At 72.0% G+C, this 19934-nt stretch carries 14 protein-coding genes; 12 read left to right on the top strand and 2 right to left on the bottom strand.

Going from position 1 to position 19934, the window contains the following annotated elements:
* Positions 1-156 precede the first annotated feature (156 nt).
* Positions 157-441 (bottom strand): YciI family protein, encoded by a 285-nt coding sequence (locus tag M9914_05640; protein MCO5173659.1) that lies wholly within the window; start codon positions 439-441, stop codon positions 157-159.
* A 310-nt stretch (positions 442-751) separates the two neighbouring features.
* Between M9914_05640 and M9914_05645 the strand changes: the two genes are divergently transcribed.
* The 9 genes from M9914_05645 (at position 752) to M9914_05685 (ending at position 13065) form a co-directional block, all read left to right on the top strand.
* Positions 752-2317: an ABC transporter substrate-binding protein gene (locus tag M9914_05645; protein ID MCO5173660.1), complete on the top strand. Its 1566-nt coding sequence runs from the start codon at positions 752-754 to the stop codon at positions 2315-2317.
* 157 nt (positions 2318-2474) lie between these two features.
* Positions 2475-3419: an ABC transporter permease gene (locus M9914_05650; protein ID MCO5173661.1), complete on the top strand. Its 945-nt coding sequence runs from the start codon at positions 2475-2477 to the stop codon at positions 3417-3419.
* On the top strand, positions 3416-4294 hold the full coding sequence (locus M9914_05655) for an ABC transporter permease (GenBank protein MCO5173662.1): 879 nt from the start codon (positions 3416-3418) through the stop codon (positions 4292-4294). Before M9914_05650 ends, M9914_05655 begins: the two co-directional genes overlap by 4 nt.
* Before the next feature lies 1 nt (position 4295).
* A complete protein-coding gene (locus M9914_05660) occupies positions 4296-5723 on the top strand; it encodes a beta-lactamase family protein (protein MCO5173663.1) in 1428 nt (475 codons plus the stop codon).
* Positions 5724-5925: 202 nt separating this feature from the next.
* The gene (gene dnaK / locus M9914_05665; protein MCO5173664.1) at positions 5926-7815 is read left to right on the top strand and encodes a molecular chaperone DnaK; all 1890 of its coding nucleotides are present in this window, start codon (positions 5926-5928) and stop codon (positions 7813-7815) included.
* Positions 7816-7965: 150 nt separating this feature from the next.
* Positions 7966-8571, top strand: a complete 606-nt coding sequence (locus M9914_05670; GenBank protein ID MCO5173665.1) for a nucleotide exchange factor GrpE — start codon at positions 7966-7968, stop codon at positions 8569-8571.
* 82 nt (positions 8572-8653) lie between these two features.
* Complete coding sequence (locus tag M9914_05675) at positions 8654-9574, top strand: DnaJ domain-containing protein (protein ID MCO5173666.1); 921 nt, start codon at positions 8654-8656, stop codon at positions 9572-9574.
* Between the two features lie 123 nt (positions 9575-9697).
* Complete coding sequence (locus tag M9914_05680; protein ID MCO5173667.1) at positions 9698-10687, top strand: peptidylprolyl isomerase; 990 nt, start codon at positions 9698-9700, stop codon at positions 10685-10687.
* A 284-nt stretch (positions 10688-10971) separates the two neighbouring features.
* The gene (locus tag M9914_05685) at positions 10972-13065 is read left to right on the top strand and encodes a thioredoxin domain-containing protein (GenBank protein MCO5173668.1); all 2094 of its coding nucleotides are present in this window, start codon (positions 10972-10974) and stop codon (positions 13063-13065) included.
* Positions 13066-13111: 46 nt separating this feature from the next.
* On the opposite strand, the gene M9914_05690 is transcribed toward M9914_05685, so the two are convergent.
* Positions 13112-13876: a class I SAM-dependent methyltransferase gene (locus M9914_05690; protein ID MCO5173669.1), complete on the bottom strand. Its 765-nt coding sequence runs from the start codon at positions 13874-13876 to the stop codon at positions 13112-13114.
* Positions 13877-14114: 238 nt separating this feature from the next.
* On the opposite strand from M9914_05690, the gene M9914_05695 reads away from it, so the two are divergent.
* The 3 genes from M9914_05695 (at position 14115) to M9914_05705 (ending at position 19915) form a co-directional block, all read left to right on the top strand.
* The gene (locus M9914_05695) at positions 14115-14543 is read left to right on the top strand and encodes a hypothetical protein (GenBank protein MCO5173670.1); all 429 of its coding nucleotides are present in this window, start codon (positions 14115-14117) and stop codon (positions 14541-14543) included.
* 105 nt (positions 14544-14648) lie between these two features.
* Positions 14649-16982, top strand: coding sequence for a hypothetical protein (locus tag M9914_05700; protein MCO5173671.1), 2334 nt, complete (start codon positions 14649-14651; stop codon positions 16980-16982).
* Positions 16979-19915: a UvrD-helicase domain-containing protein gene (locus M9914_05705; GenBank protein MCO5173672.1), complete on the top strand. Its 2937-nt coding sequence runs from the start codon at positions 16979-16981 to the stop codon at positions 19913-19915. The genes M9914_05700 and M9914_05705 overlap by 4 nt, the downstream gene beginning before the upstream one ends.
* The last annotated feature ends 19 nt before the right edge of the window (positions 19916-19934 follow it).

The following is a 19934-nucleotide window of genomic DNA, read 5'->3' on the forward strand; positions in this document are numbered from 1 at the left end:
CGGGGGGGGGGGGGCGGGGGGGGGGGGGGGGGGGGGCCGGGGGGGGGGGCGGCGCCGGGCGGGGGGGGGGGGGGGGGGGGCGGGGGGGGCCCCCCCCCCCCTCTTCCGCGTTACCGGGGGTGCCGACAGGCGGCCCCGGAAGGTCCGCGCCGGCCCTCAGAAGGCGCGCTTGAAGGGCCAGACGTCGTACCTGACCCAGACGCCCTGCTTCGTGTACGGGTCGTTCTCGACGATGGCGCGCGCCTCGGCTTCGTCGGCCGCCTCTACGACAAGCGCGGAGCCGATCATCGCGCCGGCGGCGTCCAGGATGGCGCCGCCGATGGGCATGCCGCCGGCGTCGAAGCGCTCCTTGGCGCTCACTAGGTGAGATGGGCGTGCGGCCGCGCGGCGCTCCTTGGCGCCGGCGTCTGTGCCGTCGTGAGCCACGATCAGGAAGAGCATGCGACCTCCGCTGCCCCGAGCTGCGTGCGCCGCCGCTCGAGCGCGGCGCCGGGTCCTCGAGGCTGGTTCGCGAGGAGGATACCGCGAGCGCGAAGCTCGCGTCCTGGTGAAGGTTCCCCGAAGAGTGTGACCTTTACCGCGCCTGTGCACTTTGATACACTTCGCCCACTTCGTCCGTCTCTCGCCGGCGTCCCGCCGGCTGCAGGGATTGCAGTGCCGTTGCCCCCGTAAGCGGTGCCCGGTAGCCGGATCGGCCGTGACGGAACGAAGCGGTGCCCGTGCCAAAACGGGCGCCTGGGAGGAGAAGCCTGTGCTACATCGCCGCCTTCTGCTTATCGCCGCCGCCGTGCTCACCCTCATCGGGAGCGCATCGGCCGCCGGTACGCTGAACTATCCGATCAAGGCCGACCCGGAGCACCTCGATGCCTGGCGTTCGACCACGACCGCCACGCGCCAGATCCTGGTCAACGTGCTCGAAGGCCTCACGACGTTCGACGGCAACAGCGGCGACATCATCCCGGCGCTCGCCGAGTCGTGGGACATCTCCGACGACGGTCTGACCTACACGTTCCACCTCCGTCACGGAGTCCTCTTCCACGCCGCCCCCGGCGTGACCTACGCCGACCGCGAGATGAAGGCCGACGACGTCCTGTGGTCGCTCCAGCGCTTCCTCACGGAAGACACGTCGATCTCGGAGCACCCCGAGTACGTGTCGGCCGTGAGCGGCTCCGACGCGGTCCTGGCCGGCGAGACCGACGAGTGGGCCGGCTTCGAGATCGTGGACGACTACACGGTCGCCCTCACGCTCAGCACCCCCAACCACCGCTTCCTCGCCGACCTCGTCAACGCTTACGTGGTCCCCAAGGAAGCGCTCGACGCGCTCGGCTCCGACCTCTCCAACAAGCCCGTCGGCACGGGCGCCTTCATGTTCGACCGCTGGACGCGCGACGACCAGCTCGTCCTCAAGGCCAACCCCGACTACTGGGACGGCCGCCCCAGCCTCGACGGCGTGACGTTCTGGAACGTGCCGGACGACACGACCGGCCTGCTCATGTACCGCCAGGGCGACCTCGACGTCCTCGTGAGCTTCCCCGACGGCCAGCTCCAGTCGATCAAGAACGAGTTCGCCGCCGACTACCATGAGGGCGCCGGCCTGAACGTGGCCTACTGGGGCTTCAAGATGACGGAGCCGCCGTTCGGCGACAACGTCAAGCTGCGGCAAGCCTTCAACTACGCCATCGACCGCGACCTCCTCTGGAACGTCCTGATGGAAGGCGCCCGCGTGCCGGGCAACCTCGGCGTCCTCCCGCCCGACATGCCGGCCGCGAACGTCCAGGGCTACGCGTACGACCTCGAGAAGGCCAAGGAGCTCCTCGCCGAGGCCGGCTACCCGAACGGCGAAGGCCTCGAGCCGATCACCCTCTTCTACTACGGCTCGTCCTCCGACGCCCCCAACATCGCGGTCCAGGACATGCTCGCCCAGATCGGCGTGCAGATCAACCTGCAGAAGGAAGACAACAGCACGTACTGGTCGCACGTCGGCGAGCCCGACGTCAAGCTCTTCCTCTCCGGCTGGAGCTCCGACTTCCTCGATCCGAGCGAGGTCTTCGACTTCCTCTTCGCGCACGGTCGCGACGACACGAAGTACGACGTCCCCGAGGTGAACGCCCTCCTCGACGCCGCCAGGGCCGAGAGCGACCCCGTGGCGCGCGAGGCCATCTACCTGCAGGCGCACGAGCTGATCATGGCCGACGCCCCGTGGATCGTCTCCGGCTACTCCAAGGTCTCGTACCTGGTGAAGCCGAACATCGAGAACTTCCAGGTCTCCGCGGCCGGCACCTACCGTTCGCCGCTCTGGACCATCGAGAAGAAGTAAAGGAGCGCGGGTCGCCTCCACCCGTCGAGGTAGAGGCGACCCGGTTGCACCAGGCGGGGCGGCCGGCTAGCGGGAGTTGGGTCGGCCGCCCCGCCTCGGTCCAAGGACACGGGGCGCGCCGCGCGCCGGTCCGTGAGGCCCGAGAGGACGCGCTCGCATGTTCCAGTACGTTCTTCGCCGTGGCCTGTGGGCGATCCCCACGCTCCTCGGCGTCTTCACGATCATCTTCCTGCTGACGTACCTCATGCCCGGCGACCCTGTCAGGGCCGTGATGGGCGAGCAGTACAAGCGTGCCGACCCGGCGACCATCGAGCGGGTGCGCGACTCGCTCGGGCTCAACGACCCCTGGATCGTTCAGTACGGCCGCTTCCTCGTCAAGACGGCGAGCGGCGACCTCGGCAAGAGCTTCGTGCTCGACGAGCAGGTGACGGGCATCATCGGTTACCGCTTCCCCCGAACCCTGCAGCTCATGTCGGCCGCCCTCGTCGTCGCGATCCTCATCGGCATCCCTTCCGGTATCCTGGCCGCGCGCTACCAGTACACGTGGATCGATCACACCCTCATGCTGATCGCGCTGCTCGGCGTGGCCATGCCCGTGTTCTGGCAGGCGGTCCTCGCCAAGATCTTCCTGACGCAGGACACCTACGGCATCGCGCTCTTCCCGGTCGCCGGCTACGGCGGCGGGAGCCCGCTCTACCTCGTCCTGCCCGCCCTCGTGCTCGGCACGCAGCTCTCCGCGACGATCGCGCGCGTCATGCGCTCCTCGCTCCTCGAGGAGCGGCGCAAGGACTACTCGCGCACGGCCCGCTCGAAGGGCTTGGGTGAGCCGGGCGTCATCTTCAGGCACGAGTTGCGCAACGCCATGATCCCCGTCGTGACCATCATCGGTCTCGACGTCGGCTATCTTCTCGGCGGTTCCGTCGTGACGGAGACCGTCTTCAACTGGCCGGGCCTCGGCCGCGCCGTCGTCACGGCGATCTCGCGCCGCGACGCCCCCGTCATCATCGGCACCCTCGTGTTCGGGGCGCTGCTCTTCGTGGCGGTCAACATCGTCGTCGATATCTTCTACGCGGTCATCAACCCGCAGATCCGGTACGCATGAGCGCCTCCAACACCGCCGCGACGAGCGCCGGGCGCGCCTCGCGCTTCCGCCGCCTGCGCGCCTTCTCCAGGCACCGTCTGGGCCTGATCGGGCTCGTGATCATCCTCGTGTTCACCCTCGTCGCCGTCTTCGCCCCGCAGATCGCCCCATACGACCCGACGACGCAGCGCATCGCCACCGCCAGGCTCGTGCCGCCGAGCGGCCAGTTCTGGTTCGGCACGGACGAGCTCGGCCGCGACCTCTTCTCCCGCATCGTCTACGGCGCCCGCATCAGCATGAGCATCGGGATAATCGCCGAGGGGATCGCGCTCCTCGTCGGCATCACGTTGGGCGCGGCCGCCGGCTTCTTCGGCGGGTGGGTCGACAACCTCATCATGCGGATAACCGACGTGTTCTTCGCGATACCCGGCCTGCTCTTCCTCATCGTGGTCGTCGCGATCTTCGGCTCGAGCGCCACCACGATCTTCCTGGCGCTCGGGCTCATAAGTTGGCCGGGGGAGGCGCGCGTCATGCGCTCCGAGGTGCTGCGGGTGAGGGAGCGGGAGTACGTGGTGGCCGCCAAGGCGCTCGGCCTGCGCGACGTCGGCGTCATCTTGCGCCACGTCATGCCGAACGCCCTCGCCTCGATGATCGTCATCGGCTCGCTCGGCATCGCGGGCGCCATCCTCTCGGAGGCGACGCTCTCGTTCCTCGGCCTCGGTATCCAGGAGCCGCTCGCGAGCTGGGGAACGATGATCAACCGCGGCCAGCAGTACATCTTCAACGCCTGGTGGTACTCGGTGTTCCCGGGCGCCGTGATCATGCTCGTGGTGCTAGGTTTCAACTTCCTCGGCGACGCCGTCCGCGACGCCTTGGCCGTCGAGGAGGGACGCTGACATGGGACAGGTGACCGAACCGGCGGCCGGCTGGCTGGAACGCTTCCACGCCTTCGCCGAGGAGTTCATGGCCCGGCACAAGGTGCCCGGGGCGGCCGTCACCATCGTGCGCGGCGGCGAGACCGCCTACGGCCGGGCCTTCGGCCACCGCGACCGCGAAGCCGCCGCCGCGGCCGACATGGACACGCTCTTCGGCCTGGCGTCCGTCACGAAGGCGTTCACGGCGCTCACGCTCCTCGCCCTCGAGGCGCGGGGCGTGCTGAGCCTGGAGGACCCCGTCACGCGCTACCTGCCGGGGTTCGCCTACCCGGGGCTCACGCCGGAGGCGCCGGTGCGCATCTGGCACCTCGCGAGCCATACGAGCGGGCTCCCGCCCGTGCGCGGCCTCGACTACGCCATCTACCCGAGCCAGGTCGGCGACCCGTCCGAGGCCTTCAACGCGCGCGATTACACGGGTGCCCCGCGGGTTGACGACTACCCCGCCCTCGTCGCCTACCTGGCGTCCGAGACGCGGCCGGCCCTGGCCGCCCCGGGGAGCGTGGTGAGCTACTCGAACGACGGCTACGGGCTCCTCGGCGCCGTAATCGAGGCCGCCACCGGCGACGCGTACCCGGCGGTCGTGAGCCGGGAGGTGCTCGCCCCGCTGGGTCTGAGCGCGCGGTTCGACACCGCCGGCGCGCGGGCGACGGGCAGGCTCACGGAGCTGTACACGAGCACGCCAGGCGGGGAAGTCATCCACTCGCCCCAGTGGGAGGAGGCGCCCGCCTACCTCGCCACGGGCTTCCTGAAGGCGAGCGCCAGGGACTTGGGCACCTACTTGCGCTACCTGCTCAGGCCGGAGCCCGGCCGCCTCGCCGTCGCCCCGGAGGCGCTCGGCGAGCTGTGGCGCTCGCGCGCGTGGGCCGAGCACCTAACGGGCTACGGTCTCGGCTGGATGTTGCGCGAGCGCTTCAACGGCCTGACCCTGAGGCGCCACGGCGGGTCGCTCAAGGGCATCTCGTCGCACGTCGGCACGGTGCCGGAGCTGGACCTCGGCGTGGCGGTGCTGGCCAACCTCGACGAGGTGCCGGTGAAGCGCCTGTGGTACGCGGCCGTGAACGCCTACCTGGGCCTGCCGCTCGGCGCGCCCCCGTTCGCGCACGGCACCCCGCCGACCGACGACGAGGCGGCGCTCATGGCCGGCGTCTTCGAGTCGGGCGAGCCGTGGGGGCGGCTCGAGCTGGTGCGCGACGGCTCCGGCCTGCGCGCGCTCTCCGGCGAGAACGCCACGGACATCGGGGTCATCGAGCTGTTGCGGGACGGCGAGTTCGTCGTAGTGGACGAGACCGGGCCGTGGGACAGCGGCCGGTTCGTACGGGACGGGTCGGCCGGTCGGCCGGCGGCCGTGCAGTTCGGCATGCGCTGGTACGACCGCGCGCCGGGCGCCTGAACGCCGGTAGCGTGGCCGGGCGAGGCTCGCGGCGGGAAAGTTGATATAAGTACACTCACATCTCTTGACACGACATCGCCATGCTGGATATACTCCCCGTCAGTGACGGGTTCACGCCTGTCCGCGCACTCGAGCTTGCATGCTCGGGGCGAGGGCATGAGCCGGTCGAGACGATTCCCAGCCAAGTGAGGAGCTCTACAACATGGCAAAAGCCGTAGGCATAGACCTCGGAACGACCAACAGCGTCATCGCGGTCATGGAAGGCAGCGAGCCCGTGGTGCTCGTGAACGCGGAAGGCAGCCGCACCACGCCGTCCGTCGTGGCTTTCAAGGGCGAGCAGCGCCTCGTCGGCCAAGTGGCCAAGCGCCAGGCCGTGCTCAACCCCAAGGGCACGCTCTTCGAGATCAAGCGTTACATCGGTCGCACGTGGGACGAGGTCAAGAACGAGGCCGAACGCGCCCCGTACGAGGTCGTGCGTGGCGACGACGGCGGTGTGCGCTTCGTCGTCGAGGGCAAGCAGTACACGCCGGAGGAGATCTCGGCGATGATCCTGCGCAAGCTCGTCGCCGACGCGAGCGAACGCCTCGGGTCGCCCATCACCAAGGCCGTGATCACCGTGCCGGCGTACTTCAACAACTCCCAGCGCGAGGCCACCCAGAACGCCGGCCGGATCGCCGGGCTCGAGGTGCTGCGCATCGTCAACGAGCCCACGGCGGCGGCCCTCGCGTACGGCCTCGAGAAGAAGGGCAACGAGACGGTCCTCGTCTTCGACCTGGGCGGCGGCACGTTCGACGTCTCCGTCCTCGAGGTCGGCGACGGCGTGTTCGAGGTCCGCTCGACCAGCGGCGACACGCACCTGGGCGGCTCCGACATGGACTACGCCATCGTCCAGTGGCTGGCCGACGACTTCCAGAAGGAGTACAACGTCGACCTGCGCAAGGACAAGCAGGCCCTGCAGCGGCTCATCGAGGCGGCCGAGAAGGCCAAGATCGAGCTCTCCGGGCTGCCCGAGACGACCATCTCCCTACCCTTCATCGCCATGGACCCCGCCTCCAACGCGCCTCTCTACCTGGAGGCCAAGCTGACCCGCTCCCGCTTCGAGGAGCTCATCGCCCCGCTGCTCAAGCGCGTGCGCGGGCCGCTCGAGCAGGCGCTGGCCGACGCGAAGCTGAAGGCGTCAGACATCGACGAGGTCATCCTCGTGGGCGGTTCCACGCGCGTCCCGGCCGTCAAGAAGATCGTCAAGGACATCCTCGGCAAGGAGCCGAACCAGTCCGTCAACCCCGACGAGGTCGTGGCCCTCGGCGCCGCCGTGCAGGCGGGCGTGCTCACCGGCACCGTCGACGACATCGTGCTCCTCGACGTCACCCCCCTGAGCCTCGGCATCGAGACGAAGGGCGGCGTGTTCACCAAGCTGATCGACCGCAACACGACGGTCCCCGTGCGCAAGTCCGAGACCTTCTCGACCGCCGACCATAACCAGACGACCGCGCCCATCCACGTGCTGCAGGGTGAGCGGTCCATGGCGAGCGCCAACAAGTCGCTCGGCCGCTTCAACCTCGAGGGCATCCCGCCCATGCCGGCCGGCATGCCGCAGATCGAGGTAACTTACGACCTCGACGCCAACGGCATCCTGCACGTCACGGCCAAGGAGAAGTCCACCGGCAAGGAAGCCAGCATCACCATCCAGAACACCACGACCCTGAGCGAGGACGAGGTGGAGCGGATGGTCAAGGACGCCGCCGCCAACGCCGAGGCCGACCTCAAGGCGAAGGAGCTGGCCGAGGCCAAGAACCAACTCGACGGCCTCAGGCTGACGGCGAGCAAGACGCTCGAGGAGGCCACCAGCGCCACGCCGGAGCAGAAGAAGCCCGTCGAGGACCTCATCGCCGAGGCGCAGCAGGCGCTCGGCTCCGAGCTCACCACCAAGGAGCGCCTGGAGAGCATCGGCCGCGACCTCGGCGACAAGCTGCAAGCCTTCGCCCAGGCAGCCCAGGGCGGCGCGTCCCAGCCGGACGCGGGTCCGTCGGGAGACGACCAGGGGCCTGCCGGCGACGACGTCATCGACGCGGAGTTCAAGCCCGCCGGTTGAGGCGCGAGGCGCATGCCGCCGGTCGAGCGAGGCCTGGTCATCTGCACGCGGCCAGGCCTCGCCGTTAACGTCATGAGCGGCCGGCGACGCGTTCCCCCGAAGGACGAGGTTCGACGAGAGGAGCAGTGACATGAGGAACGGCGATCCAGCATGAGAACCGATCAGGACGAACGCACGAGCACGGCCGGTTGGGAGCAAGCGTCCTCGGACCGGGAAAGCCAAGAGACCACGCAGGCGGATGCCCAGGACACGGAGGCCGACATACTACGCACCGAGCTGAGACGCGTCCGCGAGAAGACCGCGGCACTGGAGCAGGAGCTCGTGGAGGCCAAGGACCGTGCGCTCAGGTACCGGGCCGAGATGGAGACGATGCGCCGTCGCCAGCAAGGCGAGCTCCAGCAGGCCCGCGATCAGGGCAAGGACGAGACCATCATGCCGGTGCTGGCGGTGTATGACGACCTGGAACGCGCCCTCGCCGCCGCGGCCTCGACCGAGGACGAGGGCGGCATCGTCGCGGGCGTGAAGCTCGTCAAGGAGAACCTCGAGCGGCAACTCGCCCACTTGGGCATCAGGCGCACGGGGACCGTCGGCGAGGAGTTCGACCCGCAGGTGCACGAGGCGTTGAGCACCGTTCCGTCCGGCCCGGGCCGGACGCCGGGTACCATCTTCCAGGTGTTCGAGCCGGGCTTCCTCCAGGGCGACCGGTTGATACGCGTTGCCCGCGTCGTCGTGGTGGCCGACAGCGACGCGAACTGAGAACTGAAGCGAGCGGCGGCGTGACGGGGGCTGGAAGAGCACCGCGGGCGACCGCTCGAGCCCCCGGCGCCTAGGAGACGACGTGGCAGCCTTCAAGGACTACTACAAGACGTTGGGTGTCGCCAAGGACGCCGGGCTGGAGGAGATCCGTCGCGCTTTCCGCAAGCTCGCGGCCAAGCATCACCCGGACCGCAACCCGGGCGACAAGGGCGCGGAGGAGCGCTTCAAGGAGATCAACGAGGCCTACACGGTCCTCTCCGACGAGGAGAAGCGCAAGTTCTACGACCAGTACGGCACTGGCTCCCCACCGCCCTTCGAGCAGGCCGGCCAGCAGTACGGCGGCGCGCGGTTCCGCGAAGCGTCCCCGGAGGAGTTCGCAGGCTTCTCCGACTTCTTCCAGTCGCTCTTCGGTGGCGCGGGCGGTTTCGGCGGCGCCGGCGGCCACGCCGTGTACTCGAGCGACTTCGGCGGCCGCTCCGTCAGGAGCGACCCGTTCGACTTCGGGTCGCCCCGGCCACAGAACGTCGAGGCGCGCCTCGACGTCGGCGTGTTGGACGCCTACCGCGGCGGTCCGACCTCCATCCGCGTCGGGGACAAGAGCCTCGAGGTCACCATCCCGAAGGGCACGCGTGACGGCGCCAAGTTGAGGCTCCGCGGGCAGGCCCCCGGCGGAGGCGATCTCATCTTGCACGTGCGTCACCTGCCCAGCCCGACCTTCACGGTCGAAGGCGACTCCGTGCGCGTCAAGCTCCGCGTCCCCGACTACCTGGCGGCCTTGGGCGGCACCGTCAGGGTGCCGACCCTCGACGGCGAGGTCGACATGACCTTGCCCGCCGGCTCATCCAGCGGGCGGGTCCTGCGGCTGCGCGGCCAGGGCTGGCCGACGGCCGACGGCCGCGGCGACGAGTTCGCCGAGGTGCGCGTCGGCGTGCCGGAGCAGTTGAGCGCGGAGCAGAGGCGCCTGTACGAGGAGCTCAAAGGCCTCGGTCAAGACACGGCCTAGGCCGACCGCGGCGCGGGTCGACACCCTGCCCTCGCCTAGGCGCAGGCGTGCCGCCGCCGGGGCCGGTCTGCGGGCCGGTCGGGCGAGCCATACGGGTGAGGCGCAGGTGTTAGCCTGCCTGCCATGACTCGACTCCCGGCCTCCCGCCGCGCACTCAAAACCCTTGCGCTCCTAGCGACGTCCCTCCTCCTCTCCGGAGCGTTCGCCCAGACCGGGACCGAAGCCGGCGCCGCCCCCACCGACCCGGTCGTCCTGCGCCTCGGCGCCTACGAAGAGCGCGCCAGCGACTTCGCCTGGCGCTTCGGCGTTACGCTTCGCGGCGTCGCCGCCCAGCAAGGCCAACCGTACAGCGAGGAGTTCGCGGCGAGCCTTTGGAGCCTGATCCCCTACTACCTCGACCAGCGGACGCAGGAAGTCGCGCTCGTGGCCGAGGCGCGGCGCCGCGGCCTCACGCCGGACGCCGACAAGCTCGAGTCGACCCTGGAGAGCGTCAAGGCCGGCCTCGCCGAGGGCGAGGAGTTCGACGCGGTCGTCCGCCAGGCCGGCTTCCCTGGTGAGGCGGCCCTCGTCTCGATGATCGAGGAGTCCGACCTCATCCAGCAGCTCCTCACCGCCGTCCACGACGAGGCCGCCGCCGGCGTGACCGACGACCAGGTGCGGGTGCGCTACCTGGCCGAGCGCACGCGCTTCACGCAGCCCGAGCAGTACTGCGCCAAGCACATCCTCGTACCGGAGGAGGCCACCGCTCGCGACCTGCTCACCAGGCTCGCGCTCGGCTCCGACTTCGGGGAGCTGGCCGCCGAGTTCGGCACGGACGGCACCAAGAGCCGTGGCGGCGACCTCGGCTGCTTCGGGCTCGGCGCCATGGTGCCGGAGTTCGAGGCCGCGGTGGTGGCCGCGCCGGTCGGCGAGAGCGTCGGGCCCGTACAGACCCAGTTCGGCTACCACCTCGTCCTCGTCTACGACCACACGCCCGCGCGCGTCAGGCCGCTCGGCGAGGTCGAGGGGTCGGCTCGCGAGCTCGTCGTGTCCACCGCCGCTGACGCCCTCCTGAACGGCATCATCGACGGCGCCGCCGTGCTCACCTACCCGGAGAACCTGCCCGCCTTCTGATTCCGCGCCCCGCCCACGTTCCAAGTTCGTGATGACGAGCGCGGGCAGGGCGGTGTAAGAGGCTCGTCAGCGGCCCGACGGTAGCTTGATCATGCGCGCTGGAGGCGAGGCGCATTGGCCTTCCCCTTCCCGTTGCGTCGCGGACCCCGGCGCGCGCCAAACGGCGGCGGCGTGTCCCCCAACATAAGGGGCGCGCCGCCGCCAAGCGTTTGGGACCCGCGACCGCGGCCGGAGCGCCGGCGTCCTGCTCGCTCGCTCGGGGTCGGCGGCGTTAGGCTCGCCCCATGAGCAGCCGCAACCGTCTGGCAGGCGAGCCGAGCCCGTACCTGCGCCAGCACGCGCACGACCCGGTCGACTGGTACCCGTGGGGCGCCGCCGCCTTCGAGGACGCGCGGGCGCTGGACAAGCCCATGCTCCTGTCCATCGGTTACTCCTCCTGCCACTGGTGTCATGTCATGGCGCGGGAGTCGTTCCGCGACCCAGCGGTGGCGGAGGTCATGAACCGCGAGTTCGTGAACGTCAAGGTGGACAGGGAGGAGCGACCGGACGTCGACGCCGTCTACATGGCGGCCGTCCAGGCCATGACGGGGAGCGGCGGCTGGCCCCTCACGGTGATCGTCACGCCGAGCGGCGAGCCCTTCTACGGCGGCACGTACTTCCCGCCGGAAGACCGCCCCGGCATGCCGTCCTTCCGGCGGGTGCTCGCCTCGCTCGCCGCTGCTTGGCGCGACAGGCGCGCGGACGTGCTCGCCGCCGCCGCCGACCTGGGGACCGCGCTGAGGCGCCTAGAGGCTCCCGGGTTCGCACCGGGGGAGGCTGATGGCGCCGAGGTGGCGCGGGCGGCCGTGGCTCGGCTCGTCGCCATGGAGGACGCCGAGAACGGCGGCTTCGGCGGCGCCCCGAAGTTTCCCCTTCACGAAGCGCTCCGCTTGCTCCTCGAGGCCGGTGACGACGCCGGCAGGGGCGTGGCGTTGCGCGCCCTCGACGCGATGGCGGCAGGCGGCATCTTCGACCAGTTGGGCGGGGGCTTCTTCCGCTACTCGGTCGACGCCGGCTGGCGCGTCCCGCACTTCGAGAAGATGCTCTACGACAACGCGGCGTTCGTTCGCGCCTACGCCGGCGCCTTCCGACTCACGGGCGAGGAGCGGTACCGGCGGGTCGCGCTCGCAACGGTCGCCTGGCTGGAGCGCGACCTGACGGCGGAGGACGGCGCCTTCTATAGCGCGCTCGACGCCGAGTCCGAAGGGGAGGAAGGGAAGTACTACGTCTGGACCCGCGCCGAGCTCGACGACGCCCTGGGGGGCGAGGTCGCGCGGCTCGCGGCGCAGCGCTACGGCATCGGTTGGGGCGGGACCGGTGGCCGGCACGTAGTCGGCGCCCCACTAGGCGACGTGCCGCGCTGCGCCGCGAGCGTGGCGGCGGTGGCCGCGGCGACCACGACAGACGCGGCGACCACCACGGACGCGGTGGGAGTCGAGCGTCTGCTGGAAGGCGCGCGCGAACGGCTGCTCGCCCGCCGCGCGCTCCGGCCCAAGCCGGCCACGGACGACAAGGTCCTCGCTTCCTGGAACGGCCTGGCCATCGGTGCCCTGGCCGACGCGTCGGTGGCGCTCGGGGAGCGGCGCCTCGCCTCGGTGGCGGCCAGGGCGGCGGACGCGATCAGGGAGCGCCTGTGGGTCGACGGGCGCCTCTGGCACTCGTCGTGCGCCGGCGAGCGCCGCGTCGAGGGGCTGCTCGAGGACTACGCCTACCTGGGCCTCGGCCTCGTCGCCCTGCACCGCGCCACGCTCGACGGGCGCCAGCTCGCCTGGGCGCTGGAGCTGGCTGACGCCGTCGCGGCACGTTTCGCGGACGGCTCCGGCGTCGGCTTCTTCAGCGTTGCCGAGGGCGACGCGCGGCTGATCGCGCGCCCCAAGGGGTTCCTGGACGGCGCCACCCCGAGCGAGAACGCGGCCGCCGCGGAGCTCACGTGGTGGGCGGCGCGCTACCGCGACGCTGCGGCGGCCTTGGCGCTCTCCGAGGCCGCCGTGGCCGGGACCGCCGCCGCGGCTGCGGAGGCGCCTCAAGCTTTGGCGTCGAGCGCGCGGCTCGCGCGCCTCCAGTCCGGCGAGCAGCGCGAGGTCGTGATCGTAGGCGGGTCGCGCGCGGAGTTGGCGGGCCTGCGCGACGCGCTGGAAGCCGTCGTCGACCCGGGGCTGCTGGTCCTGGCCGTAGAGCGGAGCTCGCCGGCGGAGCTCCTGCGCCTCCCGCTCCTGGAAGGGCGCCTCGGCGCCCTGGCCGGCGGCCCGCCGCGGGCCTACGTGTGCCGCGCGGGCGTCTGCCGGCTGCCTGTGGGCACCGCCGAGGAGCTGGGCGGCGAGCTCGCTAGCGGCCGTTAGCCGCGGTTCGGCCGTGGCGCCACCGCCGCCCCGCGCGAGACCCGTCTCACCGCCCCCGGCCGGGCTCGCGGCTGAGCATGAGCACCGTCGCCGCGTGGTCGTGAGTGGTGACACGCCACCCGGCAGGGACGAGCTCGGCGCGCAACCCCTCTGGGGTGATGGGCGTCCAGTGGCCGGGGAAGCGCTCCGCGCGCAGTAGCCGCCCGTCGGCGTCGCGCACCTCGTACTCGCTGCTCGGCCGCCCGTCCGCCCCGGCGGGCAGGTAGCGGGCGATGTAACGGTGCACGCCGATCCGGCGCTCCTCCACGACCGCCTCGGACCGTGGCTCCGCCGTCGCGTTCACGGTGACGACCCCGACCCCGCCGCCCGCGAGGCGCGCCGCCAGCGCGGAGAAGGTCAGCGCGCGGTCGGCGGGGCTCACATGGCCGAGCATGTGCGCGCACACGAACCCAGCCACCTCCTCCGGCAGCTCGTCGAACGCGTCGGGCACGGACCCGGCGACGACCGTGACCCTGCTCGTCAACTCGGGGTCGTCCGCTAGCCTGGCGGGGAGCACGGCCCGCATCGTCACCGACGGCTCCACCGCGACGACCCGCGCCCGCGTGGCCTGAGCGAGCTGGCGCACGCCGAGCCCCGTGCCGGCACCGAGGTCGAGCACGACGGCGTCCGGCCGAAGGCCACCGAACGCGGCCGCCAGCGCCGGACGAAGGCGCCGGCGGGCCGCGGCGACGAACAGGTCGTGGAACTCGCCCAGCCGGTCGTAGCCGGCCGTAGGCGCTTCGGCAACACGGTCGGAAGCGGTCTTGGTCATGGGGTCTCCTCGAACGCCCGGTCCTCCGGGAGCGTCGTGACGCCACCGTGATGAACGATCAGGCAGCGTAACCGATGGCCTCACCCGAGTTGACACCCGGCCAAGGGTGGCCGATGCTTGAGTCCGTCGCCGGCCGGCGCCCTTCTATCGCAGAAGCGCGAACGAGCGTGGCACACGTGTCGCAGACCGCGCCGGGCGCCGCTGCCAGGCCGTCCGACAGGACTTCTCGGAGGAACTCATGTACGACTTCGTACTGACACTACATAACTACCTGCGCTGGGCGTTGCTCCTGGTCGGCCTGGCCGCCCTGGTGCTCGCCTGGTCGGGCGCGGCCTCGCGCGGGCGCTGGACGCCGCCGCAGGTCAACCTCGGCCGGCTCTTCACGGGCCTCTTCGACCTGCAGGTCCTCGTCGGCATCCTCCTGTACGCGGTCCTGAGCCCCCTCACGACCGGCGCGTTCAAGAACATGGGCGCCGCCATGAAGAACCCCGACCTGCGCTTCTTCGTCGCGGAGCACCTGGTCGGCATGCTGATCGCAGCGGTGCTCGTGCATATCGGGGCGGCGCGCGCGAAGCGCAAGGACTCTCCGCTGCAGGCCGCCATCTTCTACACGCTTGCGTTCATCGTCGTCATCGCCTCCATCCCCTGGGAGCGCCCCCTCTTCTAGCCGCAAGTCGGACCCGGCGGCCCCGGCGGGCTCATCGCTCCCCACCACGCCTAGCGCGTCGGGGGCGCGTCAGGACGCGTCGCAGGCTGCTCGTATGATGCCCGGGTGAAGCTAGCCGTCACGGTCGGCCCACCCGGCTCGGGTCGCACGGAGCGCATGCTCGCGGCCGCCAGGGCGGCGTGCGACGCAGGCAAGCGGGTCTGGTGGGTGGGGCTGCCCGCGCAGCGCGCCCACGTCCTGCACCGGCTCACGGCCAACGGTTACGCGGCCCTCGGCTTCGAGTTCATGAGCGCCCAGCAGCTCTACTACCGGCTGCTGACGCAGGCGACCGCGATCCTGCCGCTCGTGGTGGGCAGCGCGCGGCTCGTGCGCGTCGTCGAGGCGCTTCACGCGGTCGGGCACGCCCTGCCAACGCCGGGCGAGGCGCGGCTCTTCGCCGCTGCCATAGCCGAGGCCAAGCGCTTCGCGGTCGATGCGGAGGCCTACGAGCGCCTCGCCGTCGACGGCGAGCAGCGGCGGTTCGCCGCCGTCTACCGCGCCTACCAGGCGGGCATGCGCGGCGTGTGGGACTACGACGACGCCCGCAGCGCCGCGGTCGACCTCGTTGGTCGTGAGCAGTGCGCGGTCGGGGCCGATCTAGTCATCGTGGACGGCCTGCGTGAGGTCGGCCCGCTCGAGCTGCGCTTCCTCCGCGGGCTCGCCAAGCATGTCGCAGTGCGCCTCACGTTGCCGGCCCTCCCGCCCGGCCTGGAAGCGGACGAGGAGCTGCCGGCGCGCTCCGGCGCGGTCGTGGAACGTTACGTCGCCCCGAACCCGGTCACAGAGGCGAGATGGGTCATGAGTTCGCTCAAGCGCGACCTCTTCGAGGGCGGCTTCCGGCCCCTCGACCTCGCGGTCATCGCACCGCCCGAGCGGGCGCGGGCGCTCACGGTCCTCGCCGAGGAGTACGGGGTGCCACTGATGGACGAGTCCCCGCTTGCGCTGGCCGACGCGGGGCCGGGCCGGGCGCTCGTAGACCTCCTGGAGCTCCCGGAGCTTCCGACCGCCTCGCGCCTGCTGGCCGTTCCCGAGCTCGTGCCGCTCGGGCGCCTGGTGCTCGAGGCGGGGGTCGCGGGCAACGACGCCGTCACCGAGCTCGCGCGTCTTCACGAGTTGGACGGGGTCTGGCGGAGGTGGCGGGGGCGGCTCGAGGTCGGCTCCGACCCGGTCGCGTGGGCGCGTGGCCTCATCGAGGAGGCGGTGCCGGGAGCGGCGCCCACCTTCGCCGCCAACGCGCTGGCCAAGGCGCAGGAGGCGGCGCGCCTCGGCTCAGGGCCCGGCTTCAGGGCCTGGTGGGCGGCGCTGCTGCGTGACGCGCGTGAAGCGCGGCGCGAGCCGGCGGGTGTGGCGTTGCTCGACGCCACGCTCGCCTCCGGCCGGCGCTACCGCAAGGCCTACCTGCTCGGCGCCGTCGAGGGGGCGTACGGCGCGGGCGAGCGGGAGGACTATTTCCTGCCCGAGGAGCGCCGCTCCGAGCTGAGCGACTCCTTCGAGCGCCTTGGCCTGCCGCGGCGCTTCCAGGGCCGAGGCCCGGAGGTGGCCGCCGAGCTCTTGCAGCGCGCCGACCGGCTCGTGATCACGGCGCCGCACGGCGACCAGGGCGGCCGGTTCGTGCCGGACGCCGCCCTGATGGGGGTGGGGGTGCCGGCTGGCCTCCCGGCCGTGCCGGTAGGCAGCCCGGTCGAGCTGGGCGCCGGCGCCCGCTTCACGGCGGACCTGAGCGCCGTTGCCCTCGGCGAGCCCTACGTCGAGAGCTTGAGGCGTTACCGGGAGTGCTCGTTCCGCTACTGGGGCGAGACCCTCGTGCGCGTCGAACAGCCGCCCGACGCGGCGCGCGCCTTGCGCGCCGCCCTCGTGCGCAGCGGGCCGGAGCCGTTGACGCCGGAGCGCATCGTCGACCTGGCCGTGGATCATCCGGCGTACGCGGGCTGGCTCGGGCGCCATGCCGAGCGCCTCGCCCGCCTCAAGTACGGCGTTACGCTCGGCGGGCGGCGGGGGTACGCGCTCGCCAGGCTCGACGCCACGGAGCGACAGGAGCTCCAGGACGGCGGTAGGAACGTGACGATCTACCGCTTCGTCGCCTGGGGCGACGCGTGGGATGCCGGGAGCGCCGAGCAGGCCATGCGCGACCGCTGGACGGAGTACTGGGCCGTTGGGGCGCTGTTCGCGCAGCCGTCCTTCCAGGTCTCGGAGGCCCACATCGTCTTGTGGCCGATCGGGGGGGAGCCCATCGACCTGGCGCCGCGCGGCGTGCGGCCGGAGTGGCGGCGCGTCGTCGACCGCCGCCGCCTGGTGGAGGAGACGCTCCCAGCCTTCGAGCGCGGCGAGGTCCGGCCCAGCCCCGGCTTCGTGTGCCGTACTTGCCCAGTCTTCGACCTCTGCCGGGAGGGCGTGCGGTGAGGGTACGGGTCGCTTCGGCCGGCACGGGCAAGACGACATCGCTCGTGCTCCGCTACCTCGAGCTGGTCGACGCCGCCGTCCCCTTGAACCGCATCGCCGGCGTGACCTTCACGCGCGCAGCCGCCGGCGAGCTGCGGCAACGCGTTGCGGCCGGCCTCGCCGAGGTCCTCGACGAGGGTGCGTACCTCGGCGGGCTCTTCACGCCCACCGCGGGCGCGGCGGTCTTCGAACGGGCCAGGGCCGAGCTGGGCGGCGCCGTCGTCAGCACCATCCACGGCTTCATGATCGAGGCCCTGCGCCTGAACGCTCCGAGCCTCGGCCTCGACCCGGGTTTCGGGCTCCTGGGCGAGTGGGAGGCGGCGGCCATCTTCGAGGAGGAGTGCGCCGGCATCCTCATGCTGGCGCAGGACGAGGCGCACCCTCTCCACGCAGCGGCCGCGGCGCTCGGCGCCGAGGCCATGGAGCTCCTGACGCGGCTCTTCGGGAAGCGCTCCCTCGCACCCGAGTTGACCTTCGGCGCCACGGAGAGGGAGGCCGCCCTCGCGCGGCTCTACCGAGCCGCCCTCGTCGCTTACGACGCGCGCCTCGGCGCCACCAGCCTCGCGCCTGGCGAGGTCGAGCGCCGCGCCATCACGCTGCTGGAGCGGGAGCCGGCGCGCCTGCGCCTCGTCGAGCGCTTCCCACGCGTCCTCGTCGACGAGTACCAGGACGTCAACCCGCTCCAAGGCGAGTTCTTCGAGCGCCTGGCTGCCGCCGGCGCCAAGCTCGAGTTGGTCGGCGACCCGAAGCAGTCCATCTACGGCTTCCGCAACGCCGACGTGGCGGTCTTCCGCCGGGCCCTGGCAGCCGCGGAGGCGCACGGTGAGGTGCAGCAGCCGCTGCGCGAGAGCAGGCGCCACGCCCAAGCGCCCGTGGCGTTCCTCAACCGCCTCACCACCGCCCTCGCGCGGCGTGAGCAGGGCTTCACGGAGCGCGAGGCCCCGGCCGTCGCGGCCGCGGGTGGCCAGGCACGGGTGCTCGGCAGCGTCGAGCTCATCGTCGTGGAAGGCGAGGCGCCTCTCGACCGACTGCGCGACCGGGAGGCCGAGCTCCTCGCCGAGCGGCTGCTCCGCCACCACGCCGCGGGGATCGCCTTCGAGGAGATGGCCGTCATCGCGCGCGGGCATACCGCGTTGGCGCGCGTGGCCGTGGCCTTGCGCGCCAAGGGCGTTCCGGGCGTGATCCTCCAAGGGCGCGGCTACTACGAGCGCAGCGAGATCCGCGACGTTTACCACGCCCTGTCCGTCGGCATCGACCCGGAGGGCTCCGGGCTGCTGCCGTTCCTCCGCGGACCCTTCGCCGGTCTCGAGCTCCACGAGCTGGCCGACGTCGCGCGCTCGGAGCCCCGAGAGCGCCTCCCCCGCATCGGCGAGCGCTGGCCCGCAGTGGCGCGGCGCATCGAGCGCATGACGGAGCTGGCGCGCGCCACCCCCCTGGTGGCGGTGACCGGCCTCCTGCGCGAGCCGATCCTGGATGGCAGACGGTTCCAGGAGTACCTGCCCAGGCGCGGCCGCGAGAACGTCGACGCGTTGCTCTTCGAGGTGGCCGGCCAGGCGCCGCGCGACGTGGCCCTGTTCCTCGACCGCCTCGACCTCCTCGCCAGGCTGGGCGACGCCGGCGACGTGCCGCAGAGCGGTGGCGGTGTGCGGCTGCTCACCATCCACGCTTCCAAGGGCCTCGAGTTCCGCCTGGCCGCCGTGTTCGACACGGGCGCATGGCGCGGCGATCGCGGTGAGCCGCTCCTGGTGGAGCCCGGCGCGGGCGCCGTGCGCCTGGCGGGGGAGCCGGGCTTCGAGGAGGCCCAGGCGGCCGCGGCGCGGCGAGCGGAGCAGGAAGGCTACCGCCTCCTCTACGTGGCGGCGAGCCGGTCCCGCGACGTCCTGGTCTTGACCGGCAGCCAGGCACGGCGCCCCGGCCCGTGGCTCGCCGCGCTCCTCGACCTCGGGTTGGAGGCCGCCGGCGCGGTGGAAGGGGTACGCGTCGAGCGGCATCCGTACTCCCCCGGCCCGGAGGCGGGCGGCGAGATCGCGGTGTCCACCGTGGCGGACGCGGTCGAGGGCGCCGCGGAGCCGGCGGCGTGGCTGTCCGAGCGCTACCCGCGCCCGTGGCTGCCGCCCGTGATGAGCCCGACCGCGCTCGCGCGCTTGCGCGGCGGACCGGACCAGGCGGGGGTGGGGGCCGCGGGACGCGTCCCTGGCGACGAGTCCGACGGGCTCGCCATGGAGGAGCCCCTCTCGGCGAACGAGATGGCCCTGGCGTTCGCCGAGAGGGACCTGTCGTTCACGGGGAGCGACCTACCGTTAGTCGGGAGCGGCCTCTCGTTCCCGGAGCGAGCGGCCGTGGCGGGCGAGCTCGAGGCCGGCCGGGTCGGGTGGGGCCGGGCGCTCGGGACCCTCGTGCATTACGCCATCGGCCAGGACTGGCGCCCCGATGACGCGGACACCGAGCGCACGCTGCTCGCCCAGGAAGTGCTCTTCCCGTTCACCGACGAGCAGCGCGCCCGGCTCGTGGGCGAGGTCATCGAGCTGCTCGGTGCCTACTGGCGGCTGGTGGGCGAGGCGCTCCCCGCGCTCGGCGCGAGGGGGGTCGACCGCGCGGAGCTCCCCTTGGCCGTGCGCTACGACGAGACCGTGTGGGAGGGCGTCCTCGACCGGCTCTACCGGGTCGGGGACGAGTGGTACCTGGACGATTACAAGACCGACCGGCAGGTCGTTCCTGAGCGGTACTACCTGCAGCTCGCCCACTACGCTAGGGCCGCGGAGCGCGCCCTGGGCGTGCGGCCGCGGCCGCGGCTCGTGTACCTGCGGAGCGGCCGGGTCGTCGCGCCGACCCCCGACGTCCTCGAGGAGGCGTTCGCCGCCGCGCCGCTGGGCGGCGGCCTCACCGGCCCCTAGCCAAGCTCCCGGGGAGGCG

Source organism: Trueperaceae bacterium (genome assembly GCA_023954415.1).
GTDB lineage: Bacteria > Deinococcota > Deinococci > Deinococcales > Trueperaceae > JAAYYF01.

Excerpts from the sequence above, each read along its gene's own strand:
- M9914_05640 (MCO5173659.1), bottom strand. The coding sequence starts at position 441 with ATGCTCTTCCTGATCGTGGCTCACGACGGCACAGACGCCGGCGCCAAG.
- M9914_05650 (MCO5173661.1), top strand. The coding sequence starts at position 2,475 with ATGTTCCAGTACGTTCTTCGCCGTGGCCTGTGGGCGATCCCCACGCTC.
- M9914_05655 (MCO5173662.1), top strand. The coding sequence starts at position 3,416 with ATGAGCGCCTCCAACACCGCCGCGACGAGCGCCGGGCGCGCCTCGCGC.
- M9914_05660 (MCO5173663.1), top strand. The coding sequence starts at position 4,296 with ATGGGACAGGTGACCGAACCGGCGGCCGGCTGGCTGGAACGCTTCCAC.
- dnaK (MCO5173664.1), top strand. The coding sequence starts at position 5,926 with ATGGCAAAAGCCGTAGGCATAGACCTCGGAACGACCAACAGCGTCATC.
- M9914_05670 (MCO5173665.1), top strand. The coding sequence starts at position 7,966 with ATGAGAACCGATCAGGACGAACGCACGAGCACGGCCGGTTGGGAGCAA.
- M9914_05680 (MCO5173667.1), top strand. The coding sequence starts at position 9,698 with ATGACTCGACTCCCGGCCTCCCGCCGCGCACTCAAAACCCTTGCGCTC.
- M9914_05685 (MCO5173668.1), top strand. The coding sequence starts at position 10,972 with ATGAGCAGCCGCAACCGTCTGGCAGGCGAGCCGAGCCCGTACCTGCGC.
- M9914_05690 (MCO5173669.1), bottom strand. The coding sequence starts at position 13,876 with ATGACCAAGACCGCTTCCGACCGTGTTGCCGAAGCGCCTACGGCCGGC.
- M9914_05695 (MCO5173670.1), top strand. The coding sequence starts at position 14,115 with ATGTACGACTTCGTACTGACACTACATAACTACCTGCGCTGGGCGTTG.